This is a genomic window from Paracidovorax anthurii (assembly GCF_003269065.1).
Classification (GTDB): domain Bacteria; phylum Pseudomonadota; class Gammaproteobacteria; order Burkholderiales; family Burkholderiaceae_C; genus Paracidovorax; species Paracidovorax anthurii.
In genome coordinates, this window is sequence record NZ_QLTA01000002.1 from 54,782 (window position 1) to 71,020 (window position 16,239).

Sequence of the window (16,239 nt, forward strand, 5' to 3'; positions counted from 1 at the left end):
ATGAGCAATCCCTGTTTGATCCTGGAAGTCTCCGATCACGATCAATGGGAGCCTTTCCGCGGCTGTCAACGCCTGCCACCCGATCGCCGGCCCACCGTGCTGCATCCCTCACGCGAAGTGGCCGAAGAAGAGGCGCTGAGGCTGGCCCGGACTCATCCCGGCCGCATGTTCGCCGTGATGGAGGTTGTGACCGCAGCCCGTACGGTGGCCGTACCAACGCACGTCACGCTGGGCGGGCTGGTGTTCGCTGATCGACAACTGCCAAGACTGATGCAGGTGGGCGATGGGGCAGACGAGATCCCGTTCTGACGACTCTGCGACGCGACACCGGGGCAGGTAGCTCGCCAGGTGATAACCTTTTCAGCGCTGATTTCCTTTTGCCCCGCCAGTTTTCCCACAGGAAAGAAACTTTCAGCAGAGCCGCCCCTGATCACCCCATCTCTGCCCGTTTCTTCCCATTTATCGCGCCTCTCTCTCTTCCTTTATCTCACTCCCGTTCACGATGGCGCCGATGCGCAGCGCCACGGGCCCGTGCGGGCTGCTGCCCAGCTCCTCCTTGATCTGCCGCTGCAGCGCGAGCAGTTGCACTGCCAGCAGCTGGAAGCGCTGCCCTGCCGCCGTCAGCCGGAACTGGCGCTCGCGCCGGTCCAGCAGGATCACGCCGAGTTCTTCTTCCAGCGCCGCGATGCGGCTGGACAGGGCCGACTGCGTGATGTGCAGCTTCTCGGCCGCGCGCGTGATGCTCTTGAGCGATACGGCCCAGTGGAAGGCCTCGACGAAGCGCAGATTCATGGCGGCATTGTCGCCGCGTGCGTCACCCCTGGGCCGCGCGGTGCCGGCAGTCCGCGAACATGTCCAGTTCGGATTGGTAGGCGCCTGTCTGGACGTCCATCAGACCGAGGATGGAGTGGAAGTAGTGGTCGTGCGTGATGCGGCGCCCCTTCAGGTCCTGCTGCAGGCAGGCGGTGGCGACGCCCGTGCGCTGTTGCATGGCGGGCGAGAGCCAGGTGATCCACGGCACATGTTTCTGCACGTCGGGCGCGATGCTGTAGGGCATGCCGTGCAGGTAGATGTTGTTCTCGCCCAGCGATTCGCCGTGGTCGGCCACGTAGATCATGGCGGCCTGGGCGCTGCTGGAGCGCGCTTCCAGCCACTGGATGGTGCTGTTCAGGAAGTGGTCGGTCGAGACGATGCTGTTGTCGTAGGCGTTCACCACCTGCTCGCGGCTGCATTCCTGCAGGGCCGAGGTGAGGCACTCGGGCTGGAATTTCTTCTGCGAAGGCAGGGAGCGCTTGTAGTAGGCCGGCCCGTGGCTGCCCATCTGGTGCAGCACCACCACCACGCCGTGCTCGCGCTGAGCGGCGGGCAGGGCGGCGATGCGGGCATCCAGGCCCTTGAGCATCACGTCGTCGAGGCAATCCTTGCCGTCTGCGCACCATTGCGGATCGTCCGGCTTGGCGGAGGTGCTTGCGCTCGTGACGCGGTCGCACACGCCCTTGCAGCCGGATTGGTTGTCCACCCACAGCACCGCCAGGCCCGCGTGCTGGAGCACGTCCAGCAGGCCTTCATGGTCGGCCGTGCGCTTGTCGTAGCCCTGGCGGCCGAGGTGCGAGAACATGCAGGGCACGGAGGCCGCGGTGCTCGTGCCGCAGGACCAGGCATCGAGTGCGCTCACGATGTCGCGGCGCGCGGACAGCTCGGGCGTGGTGTCGCGCGCATAGCCGTTGAGTCCGAAGTTGCCGCTGCGGCCGGTCTCACCCAGCACCAGCACCAGCACCAGCAGCGGCGGCCGGGCCTGGCCCGCGTAGCTAGCGCCGAGGCTGGCATCGCGGCCCAGGGGCTGCAGCGGCCCGCGGTCCCGGCGCAGCGGCTTGGCCGCCAGATTGCCCACGGCATAGACACTGTTGAGCGGGTTGATGAGGTAGCGCATGCGCGTGTGGTTGCGCATGGTGGCCGAGAAGTCCTGGAACACGGCGAGGACGCAGGCCACCGCCAGCGCCAAGGCCCCCAGCACGAACGCGCTCTGCAGCAGGGCCCTCCGGCGCCAGCCCAGCGGCCGCACCCGCACCCGGTACAGCCACACGAGCGGCGGACCGGCCATGGCCAGTATCGAAATCGGCATCTTCCAGGTCAGCAGGTCGGCGGCCTCGCGGGCATCGGTCTGGAAGACGTTGATGAGCATGCCGGTGTCGATCACGATGCCATAGGCATCCATGAAATACGCGCCGAAGGCCGCGCTGAGCACGGCGACCGCGAGCACCGGCTTGAGCGCGCGACCCCAGGCCAGCAGGCCCAGCACCGCCGCCGTCGCGCTCGACACGGCCACCATGAAGGCGATCAGGAACAAGCCGCCGCGCACGGTGCCCGCTCCGGGCAGGTGCAGCACTTCGCGCCACAGCGGCAGGTTGCAGACCGTGCCCATCCAGAGGCAGGCCCAGCACAGGATGGCCAGCGGACTGTGGCCGTCCGGGGCCGGGGAGGTTGTAGGGGTGGACAGGGAGCGATGGGAGGGCGATACGGCGGAAAACATGGGCGGCTAGTGTGGAAACCGCACCTTAAGGCAGCATTAATGCCGGTCCGCCGCGATGGGCTCTGCGATGGGCTGCATGGGGGCGGCGTGCTGCGTGCCCGCATCGTCGCTTTCCCGGTCCTGCCGGGCCGCGAAGCGGCCCAGGGGTGATCTTCCATCCAGACATGCGTTTCCTCCCTCTTGTTGGCGGCCCGGCGAGCGGGCGCGGCCATTTGTTGCAAGGCGAAACGGTATCCGAAAACACCCGGGAGTGCCATGGGACGATCCACGGGTTGCTTCGCCCCGGGAGGGGGGACGGGCAGGCCCGCATGCCTGCGCGTCCGGGGAGCCGGGGATCAGCCCAGGCGGTCCGCGTGGTGGGCGATGTGGTCGCCGATCACCGTCTGGATGAAGTAATACCCATGGTCGTAGCCGGCGTGTCGGCGCAGGGTGAGGGGCTGCTGCACCAGCGCGCAGGCGGCCTCGAAGACGTGGGGGTGCAGTTGTTCTGCCAGGAATTTGTCGGCCAGGCCCTGGTCCACGAGGATGCCGTCCGGGTACGGGGGCCTGGCTTGCTTTTGCATCAGCACGGTCGCGTCGTGCGCCTGCCAGGTCTTGCAGACCACGTCGAAGTAGTTCCGGAACGCCTTGTCGCCCCAGGCGCACTGCGAGGCCGCGCAGATCGGAGCGATGGCCGAGAGGGAGTGGAACATGCCCGGGTGGCGCAATGACAGCGTGAGCGCGCCATGCCCGCCCATCGAGTGGCCCATGAGCCCCAGGCGACCGGTATCCAGCGGCAGGGAGCGGCCCAGCAAGGGCACCAGCTCGCGCACGATGTAGCTCTCCATGCGCCAGTGCGAGCGCCAGGGCTCCTCGGTCGCATCGAGGTAGAAGCCCGCGCCGATGCCGAAATCCCAGTCGGCGGTGGCGCCTTCGATGGCCTCCACCTCGGGTCCGCGGGGACTGGTGTCGGGCGAGACGAGCGCAAGGCCGTGCTCGGCGGCGAAGCGCTGTGCGCCGGCCTTGGCCATGAAGGTCTCCTCGGTGCAGGTCAGGCCCGCGAGGAACATGAGCACGGGCACCGGGCGCGCGGGCTCGGCGAGCGCTGCGGGCGGCAGGTACACCGAGAACTTCATCGGCAGGCCGATCTCGGTGGACGCGTGGCGATAGAAGCGCTGGGAGCCGCCGAAGCAGGCGTGCTCGCTCAGCAGCTCCAGCCCGGGCACTTGCGCGGCGGGGGGGGACTGGGCGGTGGCCAGCGCCGCTTGGATGTCATCAGGGGGGCGAATGGGTGTGTAGGTCATTGCTATTGATTGTGTAGCAAACTTCGTAATGGACACGCCGACATGCGAAGCTCTGGATCAATAAACGACGACTCCGCGGATGGATTCGCCACGCTTCATCAGATCGAACCCCTTGTTGATGTCTTCCAGCGGCATCGTGTGGGTGATGAGGCTGTCGATGTCGATCTTGCCGTCCATGTACCAGTCCACGATCCTGGGCACGTCGGTGCGGCCGCGCGCGCCGCCGAAGGCCGAGCCCTTCCACTGCCGGCCCGTGACGAGCTGGAAGGGGCGCGTGCTGATCTCGGCACCGGCCTCGGCCACGCCGATGATGATGCTCTGGCCCCAGCCCTTGTGGGTGCACTCCAGCGCCTGGCGCATGACCTTGGTGTTGCCGATGCACTCGAACGAGTAGTCGGCGCCGCCGTCGGTGAGCTGCACGATGGCGTCCACCACGTTCTCCACCTCGCTCGGGTTGATGAAGTGGGTCATGCCGAACTGGCGCGCCATTTCCTGGCGGGCCGGGTTGATGTCCACGCCAATGATCTTGTCGGCGCCCACCATCTTCGCGCCCTGGATCACGTTCAGGCCGATGCCGCCCAGGCCGAACACCACCACATTGGCGCCGGCCTCCACCTGGGCCGTGAACAGCACGGCGCCGATGCCCGTGGTGACGCCGCAGCCGATGTAGCAGACCTTGTCGAACGGCGCGTCCTCGCGGATCTTGGCCAGTGAGATCTCCGGCGCCACGGTGTAGTTGCTGAAGGTGCTGGTGCCCATGTAATGGAAGATGGGCTGACCGTCGATGCTGAAGCGGCTCGTGGCGTCGGGCATCAGGCCCTTGCCCTGCGTGCCGCGGATGAGCTGGCACAGGTTGGTCTTGCGCGAGAGGCAGAACTTGCACTGGCGGCACTCGGGCGTGTAGAGCGGGATCACGTGGTCGCCCTTCTTGAGCGAGGTGACGCCCGGCCCCACGTCCACCACCACGCCCGCGCCCTCGTGGCCCAGGATGGCGGGGAAGATGCCTTCCGGGTCGGCGCCCGAGAGGGTGTAGTAGTCGGTGTGGCAGATGCCCGTTGCCTTGATCTCGACCAGCACTTCGCCGGCCTTGGGGCCCTGTAGGTCCACGGTTTCGATGGTGAGGGGCTGGCCCGATTGCCAGGCGACGGCGGCTTTGGTTTTCATGGGACTCCGTTGCGTATCGCGGAAGGGAGGGAGAGAAGGGGGCTGCTGGGCGCGGCGATCGGGGACAATGCCGCGCAGCCCGCCTGCCGCGGCTGCGGACAGGGATGAGTACCGCTTTATAGACAAGGCGGGCCGCCATGACCAGAGGGGCGTGCGGACGATGGCCGGTCACCGGGCCGGTTTGTCCGAATCCGAGCCTCCCCTTGCCCACGCCTTGGGACACCCCCGGGCCGTGCGCAGCCTTCCACGACCCCACACGTTGTTCCAGAATGACCGCCACGCCGCTTTCCGTCCACATCGTCGTCTATCCTGGATTCAAGGCGCTGGAGGCCGTGGGGCCGCTGTCGGTCTTCGATTACGCCAACGTGCACCTCGCGCGGCGCGGGCGGCCCGCGGGCTACGCGGTGTCCATCGCTGCGCGGGAACGCGGCCCCGTGCGCTCCGACACCCTCATGGCGCTGGAGGCCACCGAGGCACTGGTGGCCGGGGGCGATGGGGGCGCACCGCCCGACACGGTCCTGCTCGTCGGCTCGCGCGACATCGAACGGGCCCTGGCGGCGTCGCCGGGCATCGTCGAATGGGCGCGGCGTGCCGCGCCGTGCGTGCGCCGCATGGTGGCCCTGTGCTCGGGCTGCTTCTTCCTCGCGGCGGCGGGCCTGCTCGATGGCCGACGCGCGGCCACGCACTGGGGCGTGGCGGATCTGCTGCGGCAGCGCCATCCGGCGATCGAGGTCGATCCGGACGCGATCTACGTGCGCGACGGGCACCTCTGGACCTCGGCCGGCGTCACGGCCGGCATCGATCTCGCGCTGGCGCTGGTGGAAGAGGACTTCGGCCATGCTCTGGCCCTGGAGGTGGCGCGCGACCTGGTCATGTACCTCAAGCGGCCTGGCGGGCAGTCGCAGTTCAGCGTGCAGCTGGCAAGCCAGGCCACGGCGCACCGGGGCATGAAGGCCGTGCAGGACTGGGCGCTCCAGCATCTGGCCGAGCCGCTCTCCCTGCAGGTGCTGGCCGCGCGCGCGGCCATGAGCGAGCGCCACTTCCGCCGTGTGTTCGTGCAGGAGACGGGGCAGACGCCCTCGGCCTTCGTCGAATCGGCCCGCCTGGAGGAGGCCCGCAGGCTGCTCGAATCACAGGCCACGCTGCCGCTCAAGACCGTGGCGGCCCGCGTCGGGCTCGGCTCCGAGCAGGCGCTGCGGCACCTGTTCGTGCGCCACCTGGGCATTCCTCCGCAGGCCTACCGCGAGCGTTTCGGCGTGCCGGCGCGGCTGAGAACGAGTTCATGATCGCGCAGGGGCCAGGCGGGATCGCGAGCGCGGTTCGCCGCATCCGACGGGCGGAAAAAAGCCCGCAGGCCATGGCGGCGTGCGGGCTGCGTCAAGCGCGACGCGGCGGCGTCCGGGCCCCGGGAAAGGGCCTGGAGCACGTCCGTGCCGATCAGCGCTGCGCGATGGGCTTGACCGTGCGCGGCTCGGCGCCCACGAACAGCTGGCGGGGGCGGCCGATCTTGTACTCGGGGTCGCCGATCATTTCGTTGAGCTGGGCGATCCAGCCCACGGTGCGGGCCAGGGCGAAGATGCCGGTGAACAGGTTCACCGGGATGCCGATGGCGCGCTGCACGATGCCGGAGTAGAAGTCCACGTTCGGGTAGAGCTTGCGCTGCACGAAGTAGTCGTCTTCCAGGGCGATCTTCTCCAGCTCCTTGGCCAGCGCGAACAGCGGGTCCTTTTCCAGGCCCAGTTCGGCCAGCACTTCGTTGCAGGTTTCCTGCATGAGCTTGGCGCGGGGGTCGTAGTTCTTGTACACGCGGTGCCCGAAGCCCATGAGCTTCACGCCGGAGTTCTTGTCCTTGACCTGCTTGATGAACTCGCCGATCTTCTCCACGCCGCCCTGGGCCTGGATGTCGTGCAGCATGTTGAGGGCCGCTTCGTTGGCGCCGCCGTGGGCGGGGCCCCAGAGGCAGGCCACGCCGGCCGCGATCGCCGCGAACGGGTTCGTGCCGGAGGAGCCGCACAGGCGCACCGTGGAGGTGGAGGCGTTCTGCTCGTGGTCGGCGTGCAGGATGAAGATGCGGTCCAGCGCGCGTTCGAGCACGGGGTTGACCTTGTATTCCTCGCAGGGCGTGCCGAACATCATGCGCAGGAAGTTGCCGGCATAGCTCAGGTGGTTCTGCGGATACATGTAGGGCTGGCCCACGCCGTACTTGTAGGCCATGGCGACCAGCGTCGGCATCTTGGCGATCAGGCGGATGGCCGAGATCTCGCGGTGCTGCGGGTTGTTGATGTCGGTGCTGTCGTGGTAGAAGGCCGAGAGGGCGCCCACCAGGCCCGTCAGCACGGCCATCGGGTGCGCGTCGCGGCGGAAGCCGCGCAGGAAGAACTGCATCTGCTCGTTGACCATCGTGTGCTTGGTCACGCTGTCGCTGAATTCCTGCTTCTGCGTTGCGTTGGGCAGTTCGCCCTTGAGCAGCAGGTAGCAGGTTTCGAGGTAGTCGCAGTTCGTGGCGAGCTGCTCGATGGGGTAGCCGCGGTAGAGCAGTTCGCCCTTGTCGCCATCGATGTAGGTGATCGACGACTGGCAGGCGGCCGTGGACAGGAAGCCGGGGTCGTACGTGAACATACCCGTCTGGGCGTAGAGCTTGCGGATGTCCACCACGTCCGGACCCACGCTGCCGTGGTACACGGGCAATTCCACGCTCGGGCTGCCATTGCTGAACGAGAGCGTTGCTTTGTTGTCTGCCAGTTTCATTTGAATTTCCTTCGTAGTTAGCCCGCAAGCGGTGGAGTTGCCGGCGCGCGGCGGCGCAGCAGTTCGAGCACTGCCTTGACGTCCTCCGTATCGACTTCACCGGCGGGTTCCTTGCGCCGCAGCAGCAGGTCCAGCAGGTCGTTGTCGGAGAGATCCATCAGGGTGGTGATGCCCTGCGCCTGGCGATGCGTCAGGCGGGAGCCATGGGTGGCGAAGAACTGCTCGATGAAGAGGTCGTTCTCCACCAGGCCCCGGCGGCAGCGCCACCGGAGCTTGGCGACTTCGCGGTCGTCGAGCACGTCTTCTGCCATCGTCCAGGTCAGATGGCGCGGCGCACCATCAGTTCCTTGATCTTGCCGATGGCTTTCGTGGGGTTGAGTCCCTTGGGACACACATCCACGCAGTTCATGATGGTGTGGCAGCGGAAGAGGCGGTAGGGGTCTTCGAGGTTGTCCAGGCGCGCGCCCGTGGCCTCGTCGCGGCTGTCGGCGATGAAGCGGTAGGCCTGCAGCAGGCCGGCGGGGCCCACGAACTTGTCGGGGTTCCACCAGAAGCTCGGGCAGCTCGTGGAGCAGCTCGCGCACAGGATGCACTCGTAGAGGCCGTTGAGCTCGTCGCGCTCCTCGGGGGACTGCAGGCGCTCCTTCTCGGGCGTGATGCCTTCCGTGATGAGGTAGGGCTTGATCGAGTGGTACTGCTTGAAGAACTGCGTCATGTCCACGATCAGGTCGCGGATCACCGGCAGGCCCGGCAGGGGCTTGAGCACGATCGTGCCCTTGAGCGTGTTCATGTTGGTGAGGCACGCCAGGCCGTTCTTGCCGTTGATGTTCATCGCGTCGGAGCCGCACACCCCTTCGCGGCAGGAGCGGCGGAACGAGATGGTGGGGTCCTGTGCCTTGAGCTTGACCAGGGCGTCCAGCAGCATGCGCTCATGGCCGTCGAGTTCGATCTCGACGGTCTGCATGTAGGGCTTGGCGTCCTTGTCCGGGTCGTAGCGGTAGATTTGAAAGGTGCGCTTCATGGGTGTCTTCTCTCGTGAGGCTGCGTGAACGATGGGATCAGAACGTGCGGACCTTGGGGGGCACGCTGTCCACCGTCAGGGGCTTGAGGTTCACGGGCTTGTAGGTGAGGCCGTTGGTGGCGCTGTGCCACAGCGTGTGCTTCATCCATTCCTTGTCGTTGCGGCCCAGCGGGAATTCGGGGTGGTCGGCCGGGTGCTCGTAGTCGTACACCGTGTGGGCGCCGCGGCATTCCTTGCGCGCGGCGGCCGAGGTCATCGTGGCCTGGGCAACCTCGATGAGGTTGTCCACTTCCAGCGCTTCCATGCGGGCGGTGTTCCACACCTTGGACTTGTCCTTGAGGGTGATGGAGCCCACGCGCTCGCGGATGGCGTTGATCTTCACCACGCCCTCGTCCATGCCTTCCTGCGTGCGGAACACGCCGGCATGCTGCTGCATCGAGGCGCGGATGTCGCCCGCGATCTCCTGGGCATAGATGCCCTGGTTCGAGTCCTGCAACTGGTTGAGGCGCGCCAGCGTGCGGTCGGCGCCGTCGGCGGGCAGGGGCTTGTGCTCGCCGCTCTTCTTGATCATCTCGACGATGTGGCGCCCGGCGGACTTGCCGAACACCAGCAGGTCGAGCAGCGAATTGGTGCCCAGGCGGTTGGCGCCGTGCACCGACACGCAGGAGCATTCGCCCACGGCATAGAGGCCGTTCACCACCTGGTTGTGCACGTCGCCGTTCTGGATCACGACCTGCCCGTTGATGTTGGTCGGGATGCCGCCCATCTGGTAGTGGATGGTGGGCACGACGGGAATGGGTTCCTTCGTGATGTCCACGTTGGCGAAGTTCACGCCGATCTCGTACACCGAGGGCAGGCGCTTGTGGATGGTGTCGGCGCCCAGGTGGTCGAGCTTGAGCAGCACGTAGTCCTTGTTGGGGCCGCAGCCACGGCCTTCCTTGATTTCCTGGTCCATCGAGCGCGAGACGAAGTCGCGCGGGGCCAGATCCTTCAGGGTGGGCGCGTAGCGCTCCATGAAGCGCTCGCCGTTGCTGTTGAGCAGGATGGCGCCTTCGCCGCGGCAGCCCTCGGTCAGCAGCACGCCCGCGCCGGCCACGCCGGTGGGGTGGAACTGCCAGAACTCCATGTCCTGCAGCGGGATGCCGGCGCGCGCGGCCATGCCGAGGCCGTCGCCGGTGTTGATGAAGGCGTTGGTGGAGGCCGCGAAGATGCGGCCCGCGCCGCCGGTGGCCAGCAGCACGGCCTTGGCCTGCAGGGCGTAGAGCTCGCCGGTTTCCAGCTCCAGCGCCGTCACGCCGACCACGTCGCCCGAGGCGTCGCGGATCAGGTCCAGGGCCATCCACTCGACGAAGAAGTTGGTCTTGGCCTTCACGTTCTGCTGGTAGAGCGTGTGCAGCATGGCGTGGCCGGTGCGGTCGGCCGCGGCGCAGGCGCGCTGCACGGGCTTCTCGCCGTAATTGGCGGTGTGGCCGCCGAAGGGGCGCTGGTAGATGGTGCCGTCGGGGTTGCGGTCGAACGGCATGCCGAAGTGTTCCAGCTCATACACCACCTTGGGTGCTTCGCGGCACATGAACTCGATGGCGTCCTGGTCGCCCAGCCAGTCGGAGCCCTTGATGGTGTCGTAGAAGTGGTAGTGCCAGTTGTCTTCGCTCATGTTGCCCAGGGAGGCGGAGACGCCGCCCTGGGCCGCCACGGTGTGCGAGCGCGTGGGGAAAACCTTGGAGAGCGAGGCCACGTTCAGGCCCGCGCGGGAGAGTTCGAGCGCGGCGCGCATGCCGGAGCCGCCGGCGCCGACGATGACGACGTCGAACTTGCGCGTGGTGATGTTCGCTTTGGTGTAGCTCATTGTTGTGTGCTCTTTCAGTCGCGGGGGAATCGGGTCAGAGGCGCCAGAGGATCTGGATGCCCCAGCCGGCGCAGCCGACGAGCCAGAAGATCGTGATCGCTTGCAGTGCCAGGCGCAGGCCGACGGGCTGGACGTAGTCCATCCACACGTCGCGCATGCCCACCCAGGCATGCCAGGCCAGGCCGACGATGACGGAGAACGTGAGCACCTTCATCCACTGCGCGGAGAAGATGGCGGCCCAGCGGTCGTAGCCGATGGGGCCCTTGGTGAGCACCAGCTGGGCCAGCAGCACGAAGGTGAAGACGGCCATCAGGGCCGCGGTGACGCGCTGGCTGAGCCAGTCGCGCAAGCCGTAGTGGGCACCGACGACGGTGCGCTTGGAGCCGTAGTTCACGGACATGGGGGAATCCTTGGAATCGTGGAAAGAGGGGAGGGCGTGCGCCGGGCCGGTCAGTACAGGCCGAAGAGCTTCGCGCCGAGGACCAGCGTGAGGGCGATGCTGATCGCGAGGGTGGCGGTGGCCGACTTGCGGCCGAATTCCTTGCTCACGGCGTCGTGGCTCACGTCCATCCAGAGGTGGCGCAGGCCGGCGGTGAGGTGGTGCAGGTAGGCCCAGATCAGGGCCAGCACCACGAGCTTGACGAACCATCCGGGAACGAAGCCCAGGCCCGCCGTGAAGGCCGAGGTGAACTTGCCGAACGAGATTTCCGAGGACACGGAGGTGTCGAACATCCACAGCACGAAAGGCAGCAGCAGCAGCATGATCACGCCGCTGACGCGGTGCAGGATGGAGACCCAGGCCGCAGGGGCCATGCGGTAGGTGGGCAAGTCCTTGAGGGCGTTGATGTTGCGGAATTCAGGCCGCTTTTTTGCGATCTCGGTCATGGCGGTGGCTTTCGTGGATGTAACTGCGTTGTAATTTCGCGCAGGCGAAACAGCCCAAAATTCTATTGCAATGCAACAACGACGGGTTTGTGGGTACTACGATTTCCATCGCGGGCGATCTGGAGGGGCCCGCCGCGGGTGCCATCACTGCAGTGCATTGTGGTAATGGTGGGTATCGGTTCGATACAGCCCCCGGCGTAACTCCATGGGAACGTCGTTGTAGGTGTAGGCGATGCGCTCCACGCTCAGCAGGGGCGTGCCGGCATCGATGCCCAGCAGCGCGGCCTGGCCGGCATCGGGCAGCACGGCGCGGATCTTCTCGTCGGCGCGGACCATGCGCACGCCGAAGTCGATCTCGAACATGGCGTAGGTGGGGCCGGGGTAGTCGGCCATCCGCTCGGCGGTGAGGCCCTTGAAGGCCTGGCCCGGCAGCCAGATGTCCTCCAGGATGGTGGGCACCTCGGCGAAGGAGAGGATGCGCCGGGCCGTCACCACGGCATCGCCGCTGCGCAGGGCGAGGGCCCGGGCGATGTCGGCGCTGGCGCGCAGGCGGCGGCATTCGATGATCCGGCGCTGGGCGGGGCCCTCGGTGTCCGCGTCGCCGACGTCCGGCTGCAGCTTGAGGAAGCGGTACTGCACGTGGCGCTCGGCGTGGGTGGCGACGAAGGTGCCCTTGCCCTGGCGGCGCATCACGAGGTTCTCGGCCGCCAGCTCGTCGATGGCCTTGCGCACGGTGCCCTGGCTCACGCGGAAGCGGGCCGCGAGGTCCATCTCGCTCGGGATGGCCTCCCCGGGTTTCCATTCGCCGTGCTGCAGGCTCTGCAGGATCAGCCCCTTGATCTGCTGGTAGAGGGGGCTGAAGGCCGGCGTGGCCGCGCCCGTGCCGCCGGCCGGTGGGGCGGGGCTGTCGGGCGTGGTGGCCGGAGGGGAGGACATGCGGATCGTGGGCGGCTCGAAAAAATGGGTGGCCGTGGCCCGCCCGCGGTCGGGCGAGCCCGGGCTCCGGGTGGCTCGGATCATATCTTATATAAGACATAAGACAAATTGACCCTGGCCGCTTTTCGGCGGTACACTCGGCAGTTGTTTTGCAGGGCACGGCGGCTGGGATCGACCGGCGCCGGCGCGCCCTGTGCCGACACCCGTTCATTCCCTCTCTTCTGGAGTTTTCCTCATGAGCAAGAAGCCCGTCCGCGTTGCCGTCACCGGCGCAGCCGGCCAAATTGGTTACGCACTGCTGTTCCGTATCGCCTCCGGCGAAATGCTCGGCAAGGACCAGCCCGTCATCCTGCAACTGCTCGAAATCCCCGACGAGAAGGCCCAGAAGGCACTCAAGGGCGTGATCATGGAGCTGGAAGACTGCGCCTTCCCGCTGCTGGCCGGCATCGAGGCGCACAGCGATCCGCTGGCCGCCTTCAAGGACACCGACTACGCGCTGCTCGTGGGCGCCCGCCCCCGCGGCCCCGGCATGGAGCGCGCCGACCTGCTGGCCGCCAACGCCCAGATCTTCACGGCCCAGGGCAAGGCGCTGAACGCCGTCGCATCGCGCAACGTGAAGGTGCTGGTGGTGGGCAACCCCGCCAACACCAACGCCTACATCGCCATGAAGTCGGCCCCCGACCTGCCGGCCAAGAATTTCACCGCCATGCTGCGCCTGGACCACAACCGCGCGGCCAGCCAGATCGCCGCCAAGACGGGTGGCAAGGTCGGCGAGATCGAGAAGCTCACCGTCTGGGGCAACCACTCGCCCACGATGTATGCCGACTACCGCTTCGCCACCATCGGCGGCAAGTCGGTGAAGGACGCCATCAACGACCAGGTCTGGAACGCCGACGTGTTCCTGCCCACCGTGGGCAAGCGCGGCGCGGCCATCATCGAGGCGCGCGGCCTGTCCTCCGCCGCATCGGCTGCCAACGCCGCCATCGACCACGTGCGCGACTGGGCCCTGGGCTCCAACGGCAAGTGGGTCACCATGGGCGTGCCGTCCAAGGGTGAGTACGGCATTCCCGAAGGCATCGTGTTCGGCTTCCCGGTCACCACCGAGAACGGCGAATACAAGATCGTCGAAGGCCTGGAAATCGACGCCTTCAGCCAGGAGCGCATCAACAAGACCCTGGCCGAGCTGCAAGGCGAGCAGGACGGCGTGAAGCACCTGCTGTAAGCGGCCCGCCGGCTGCCGCGACCCCCCACGCATGACGTCCATGCACGACTGGAACCCTGCGCTCTACCGCCGTTTCGAGGACGAGCGCACGCGTCCGGCCCATGAACTGCTCGCGCGGGTGCCGCTGCCCGCGGCATCGCGCGTGGTGGACCTGGGGTGCGGCCCCGGCAATTCGACCGAGCTGCTGGCGCGGCGCTTTCCGCAGGCGCACGTGGCCGGCATCGATACGTCCGCCGCCATGCTGCAGAGCGCCCGCGAGCGCCTGCCGGCGGCGGAATTCCTGCAGGCCGACATCGCGCACTGGGCACCCGCCGAGGCGCCCGACCTGATCTATGCCAACGCCTCCCTCCAATGGGTGGGTGGGCACGAATCCCTGATCCCGAGGCTTTTCGCGGCGCTGGCGCCGGGTGGCGTGCTGGCCATCCAGATGCCGGACAACCGCGAGGAGCCCTCGCACCGCCTGATGCGCGAGGTCGCCGCGCAGGCCCCGTGGCGCGATGCCATCGGGGACGTCGCGGCCCTGCGCACGCGCATCCTCGGCATCGCCGACTATTACGACCTGCTCGCGCCCCGGGCGCAGGGCGTCGATGTGTGGCACACCGTGTACCAGCATGCCATGCCCTCGGCCGCCGCCATCGTGGAATGGGTGCGCGGCACGGGGCTCAAGCCCTTCGTCGATCCGCTGGCCGATGGCGCGCGCGCCGGCTTCCTGGCCGAGTACGAGCGCCGCATCGATGCGGCTTATCCCGCCCGCGCGGACGGCCGGCGCCTGCTGGCGTTCCCGCGCATGTTCATCGTGGCGAGGCGTTCTGCATGAATGCCCCGGCGGCCGTTTCCCTCCATCCCGCCGAGGTGCTGCTGGGCGCCCAGGCGGCGTCCTCGCGCCTGCCCGTGTGCGACCACTACAGCGGCGTGGAGGCTCGGATGCGCAAGAGCCTGCAGTTGCAGGCCGACATGGCCGCCGAGTTCGGCCGCTGCGTGTTCGACGTCACCCTCGATTGCGAGGACGGTGCTCCGGCTGGGCTGGAGCGCGAGCATGCCGCGCTGGTCGCGGCGCTGGCGCGCGGTGCGCACGACGGCGCCCGCGTGGCCGCGCGCGTGCACACCGTGGACCATCCCGCGTTCGCGGGCGACGTCGCCACCATCGCCGGCGAGGCCGGCCACCGGCTCTGCCACCTCATGGTGCCCAAGGTCGAGTCGGTGGACGACGTGCTGCGCGCCGAGCGGGCCCTGGACGCGGCCGGTGCGCGCCACCTGCCCCTGCACGTGCTCATCGAGTCACCCGCCGCCGTGCAGCGCGCCTTCGAGATCGCCGCCCATCCGCGCGTGGAGTCGATCAGCTTCGGGCTGATGGATTTCGTCTCCGCGCACGGCGGCGCCATTCCCGCGCAGGCCATGGGAGCCCAGGGCCAGTTCGCGCACCCGCTGGTGGTGCGCGCCAAACTGGAGATCGCGGCCGCCTGCCATGCGCACAGCAAGGTGCCATCGCATTGCGTGGTGACCGAGTTCAGCGATGCGCAGGCCCTGCGCGCCGCCGCCGGCCGCGCAGCGCGCGAGCTGGGCTACACCCGCATGTGGAGCATCCACCCCGGCCAGATCCGTCCCATCCTGGAGGCCTTCGCGCCGGCGCAGGACGAGATCGCCCAGGCCGCCGCCATCGTTTCCGCCGCCGAGCGCGCTGCATGGGCTCCCATCAGCGTGGACGGCGTTCTGCACGACCGCGCCAGCTACCGCTATTTCTGGCAGGTGCTGGAGCGTGCACACCAGACCGGCCGCGCGCTGCCTCCGGCGGCGCGGGCCTGGTTCGATTCCACCGCGCCAGGGGCCGCCTGACCCGTGTTCCTGTGGCTGTCGCCTTTTCCCGTCCCCACGCTCTCTCCCTTGCAGGAGTCCCCATGAAAAATCTCGCCGCTTCCGCTCTGATGCTGCTGGCTCCTGCCCTGGTGATGGCGCAGGATGCTCCCGCGTCCACGACCAAGCCCGCCGCTGCCAAGACGGCGACGAAGGCCACCGCCAAGGCCGAAGGCAGCTCCGCCGCCAAGCCGGCGGCCAAGGCCAAGACCGCTGCGTCCAAGGCGTCGGAGTCCAAGTCCACGACGGTGGCCAAGGCCAAGCCCCAGAGCAGCCGCGCGCAGCTCAAGAGCGCGACCAACCAGGTGGCCTCGGGGCTCATCGCGGCCGAGGCGGCCCTGAGCCCCGCCGAGCTGGCGATCGCCGAGCGCGTGCACACGGGCCACATCGCCTGCGAGCTGGGCGCCTCGGTGGACATCGCCGCGGACCCCAAGTCGCCCGGCTACTTTCACGTCGCCGGCAAGGGCTTCAACTACCGCATGACGCCCGTCGCCACCAGCACGGGCGCGGTGCGCCTGGAAGACGCGAAGGCCGGCGCCGTGTGGATCCAGATCGCCAACAAATCCATGCTCATGAACCAGAAGCTCGGCCAGCGCCTGGCCGACGAGTGCATGAGCCCGCAGCAGGTCGCCGTGACCGAATCCATCCGCAAGAACCCGCAGCCGGGCCTGCTGGATGCGCCGGCGCCTGCCGCGCCCGCAGCGGCCACCGCGCCGGCCGCCGCCGAGGCACCGGCCAAGTAAGCAGCTGCGA

16 protein-coding genes and 1 pseudogene are annotated in these 16,239 nt (G+C 67.9%); 6 read left to right on the plus strand and 11 right to left on the minus strand.

Annotated elements, in window-relative coordinates; genetic code table 11:
- A complete protein-coding gene (locus AX018_RS24555) occupies window positions 1–309 on the plus strand; it encodes a hypothetical protein (protein ID WP_146749194.1) in 309 nt (102 codons plus the stop codon).
- Between the two features lie 192 nt (window positions 310–501).
- On the opposite strand, the pseudogene AX018_RS01375 reads toward AX018_RS24555, so the two are convergent.
- From AX018_RS01375 to AX018_RS01390, 4 genes and pseudogenes are all read right to left on the minus strand, one after another.
- Window positions 502–792 (minus strand): annotated as a pseudogene (locus AX018_RS01375) (LysR family transcriptional regulator); the annotation flags it as partial.
- Window positions 793–814: 22 nt separating this feature from the next.
- Window positions 815–2,530 (minus strand): phosphoethanolamine transferase, encoded by a 1,716-nt coding sequence (locus AX018_RS01380; protein ID WP_111875467.1) that lies wholly within the window; start codon window positions 2,528–2,530, stop codon window positions 815–817.
- 335 nt (window positions 2,531–2,865) lie between these two features.
- A complete protein-coding gene (gene fghA / locus AX018_RS01385) occupies window positions 2,866–3,813 on the minus strand; it encodes an S-formylglutathione hydrolase (RefSeq protein WP_111875468.1) in 948 nt (315 codons plus the stop codon).
- Window positions 3,814–3,870: 57 nt separating this feature from the next.
- Window positions 3,871–4,977: an S-(hydroxymethyl)glutathione dehydrogenase/class III alcohol dehydrogenase gene (locus tag AX018_RS01390; protein WP_111875469.1), complete on the minus strand. Its 1,107-nt coding sequence runs from the start codon at window positions 4,975–4,977 to the stop codon at window positions 3,871–3,873.
- 269 nt (window positions 4,978–5,246) lie between these two features.
- Between AX018_RS01390 and AX018_RS01395 the strand changes: the two genes are divergently transcribed.
- Window positions 5,247–6,263 (plus strand): GlxA family transcriptional regulator, encoded by a 1,017-nt coding sequence (locus AX018_RS01395; protein ID WP_111875470.1) that lies wholly within the window; start codon window positions 5,247–5,249, stop codon window positions 6,261–6,263.
- A gap of 151 nt (window positions 6,264–6,414) precedes the next feature.
- Here AX018_RS01395 and AX018_RS01400 read toward each other — a convergent pair whose 3' ends face one another.
- The 7 genes from AX018_RS01400 to AX018_RS01430 all read right to left on the minus strand — a co-directional run bounded on the left by AX018_RS01400 (window position 6,415) and on the right by AX018_RS01430 (window position 12,413).
- Complete coding sequence (locus AX018_RS01400; protein WP_011795313.1) at window positions 6,415–7,725, minus strand: citrate synthase; 1,311 nt, start codon at window positions 7,723–7,725, stop codon at window positions 6,415–6,417.
- A 17-nt stretch (window positions 7,726–7,742) separates the two neighbouring features.
- Complete coding sequence (locus AX018_RS01405; RefSeq protein ID WP_111875471.1) at window positions 7,743–8,036, minus strand: FAD assembly factor SdhE; 294 nt, start codon at window positions 8,034–8,036, stop codon at window positions 7,743–7,745.
- Between the two features lie 8 nt (window positions 8,037–8,044).
- A complete protein-coding gene (locus tag AX018_RS01410; protein WP_111875472.1) occupies window positions 8,045–8,746 on the minus strand; it encodes a succinate dehydrogenase iron-sulfur subunit in 702 nt (233 codons plus the stop codon).
- Window positions 8,747–8,783: 37 nt separating this feature from the next.
- On the minus strand, window positions 8,784–10,592 hold the full coding sequence (sdhA, locus tag AX018_RS01415) for a succinate dehydrogenase flavoprotein subunit (protein WP_111875473.1): 1,809 nt from the start codon (window positions 10,590–10,592) through the stop codon (window positions 8,784–8,786).
- Between the two features lie 34 nt (window positions 10,593–10,626).
- The gene (gene sdhD / locus AX018_RS01420; protein ID WP_111875474.1) at window positions 10,627–10,992 is read right to left on the minus strand and encodes a succinate dehydrogenase, hydrophobic membrane anchor protein; all 366 of its coding nucleotides are present in this window, start codon (window positions 10,990–10,992) and stop codon (window positions 10,627–10,629) included.
- A gap of 50 nt (window positions 10,993–11,042) precedes the next feature.
- On the minus strand, window positions 11,043–11,477 hold the full coding sequence (gene sdhC / locus AX018_RS01425) for a succinate dehydrogenase, cytochrome b556 subunit (protein ID WP_111875475.1): 435 nt from the start codon (window positions 11,475–11,477) through the stop codon (window positions 11,043–11,045).
- Between the two features lie 144 nt (window positions 11,478–11,621).
- Complete coding sequence (locus AX018_RS01430; RefSeq protein WP_111875666.1) at window positions 11,622–12,413, minus strand: GntR family transcriptional regulator; 792 nt, start codon at window positions 12,411–12,413, stop codon at window positions 11,622–11,624.
- A gap of 235 nt (window positions 12,414–12,648) precedes the next feature.
- On the opposite strand from AX018_RS01430, the gene AX018_RS01435 reads away from it, so the two are divergent.
- From AX018_RS01435 to AX018_RS01450, 4 genes are all read left to right on the plus strand, one after another.
- Complete coding sequence (locus AX018_RS01435) at window positions 12,649–13,635, plus strand: malate dehydrogenase (protein ID WP_111875476.1); 987 nt, start codon at window positions 12,649–12,651, stop codon at window positions 13,633–13,635.
- Window positions 13,636–13,675: 40 nt separating this feature from the next.
- Complete coding sequence (gene tam / locus AX018_RS01440; RefSeq protein WP_111875667.1) at window positions 13,676–14,452, plus strand: trans-aconitate 2-methyltransferase; 777 nt, start codon at window positions 13,676–13,678, stop codon at window positions 14,450–14,452.
- Complete coding sequence (locus tag AX018_RS01445; RefSeq protein ID WP_111875478.1) at window positions 14,449–15,468, plus strand: HpcH/HpaI aldolase/citrate lyase family protein; 1,020 nt, start codon at window positions 14,449–14,451, stop codon at window positions 15,466–15,468. The genes tam and AX018_RS01445 overlap by 4 nt, the downstream gene beginning before the upstream one ends.
- A gap of 62 nt (window positions 15,469–15,530) precedes the next feature.
- Window positions 15,531–16,229, plus strand: a complete 699-nt coding sequence (locus AX018_RS01450) for a hypothetical protein (RefSeq protein WP_111875480.1) — start codon at window positions 15,531–15,533, stop codon at window positions 16,227–16,229.
- Window positions 16,230–16,239: the final 10 nt, after the last annotated feature.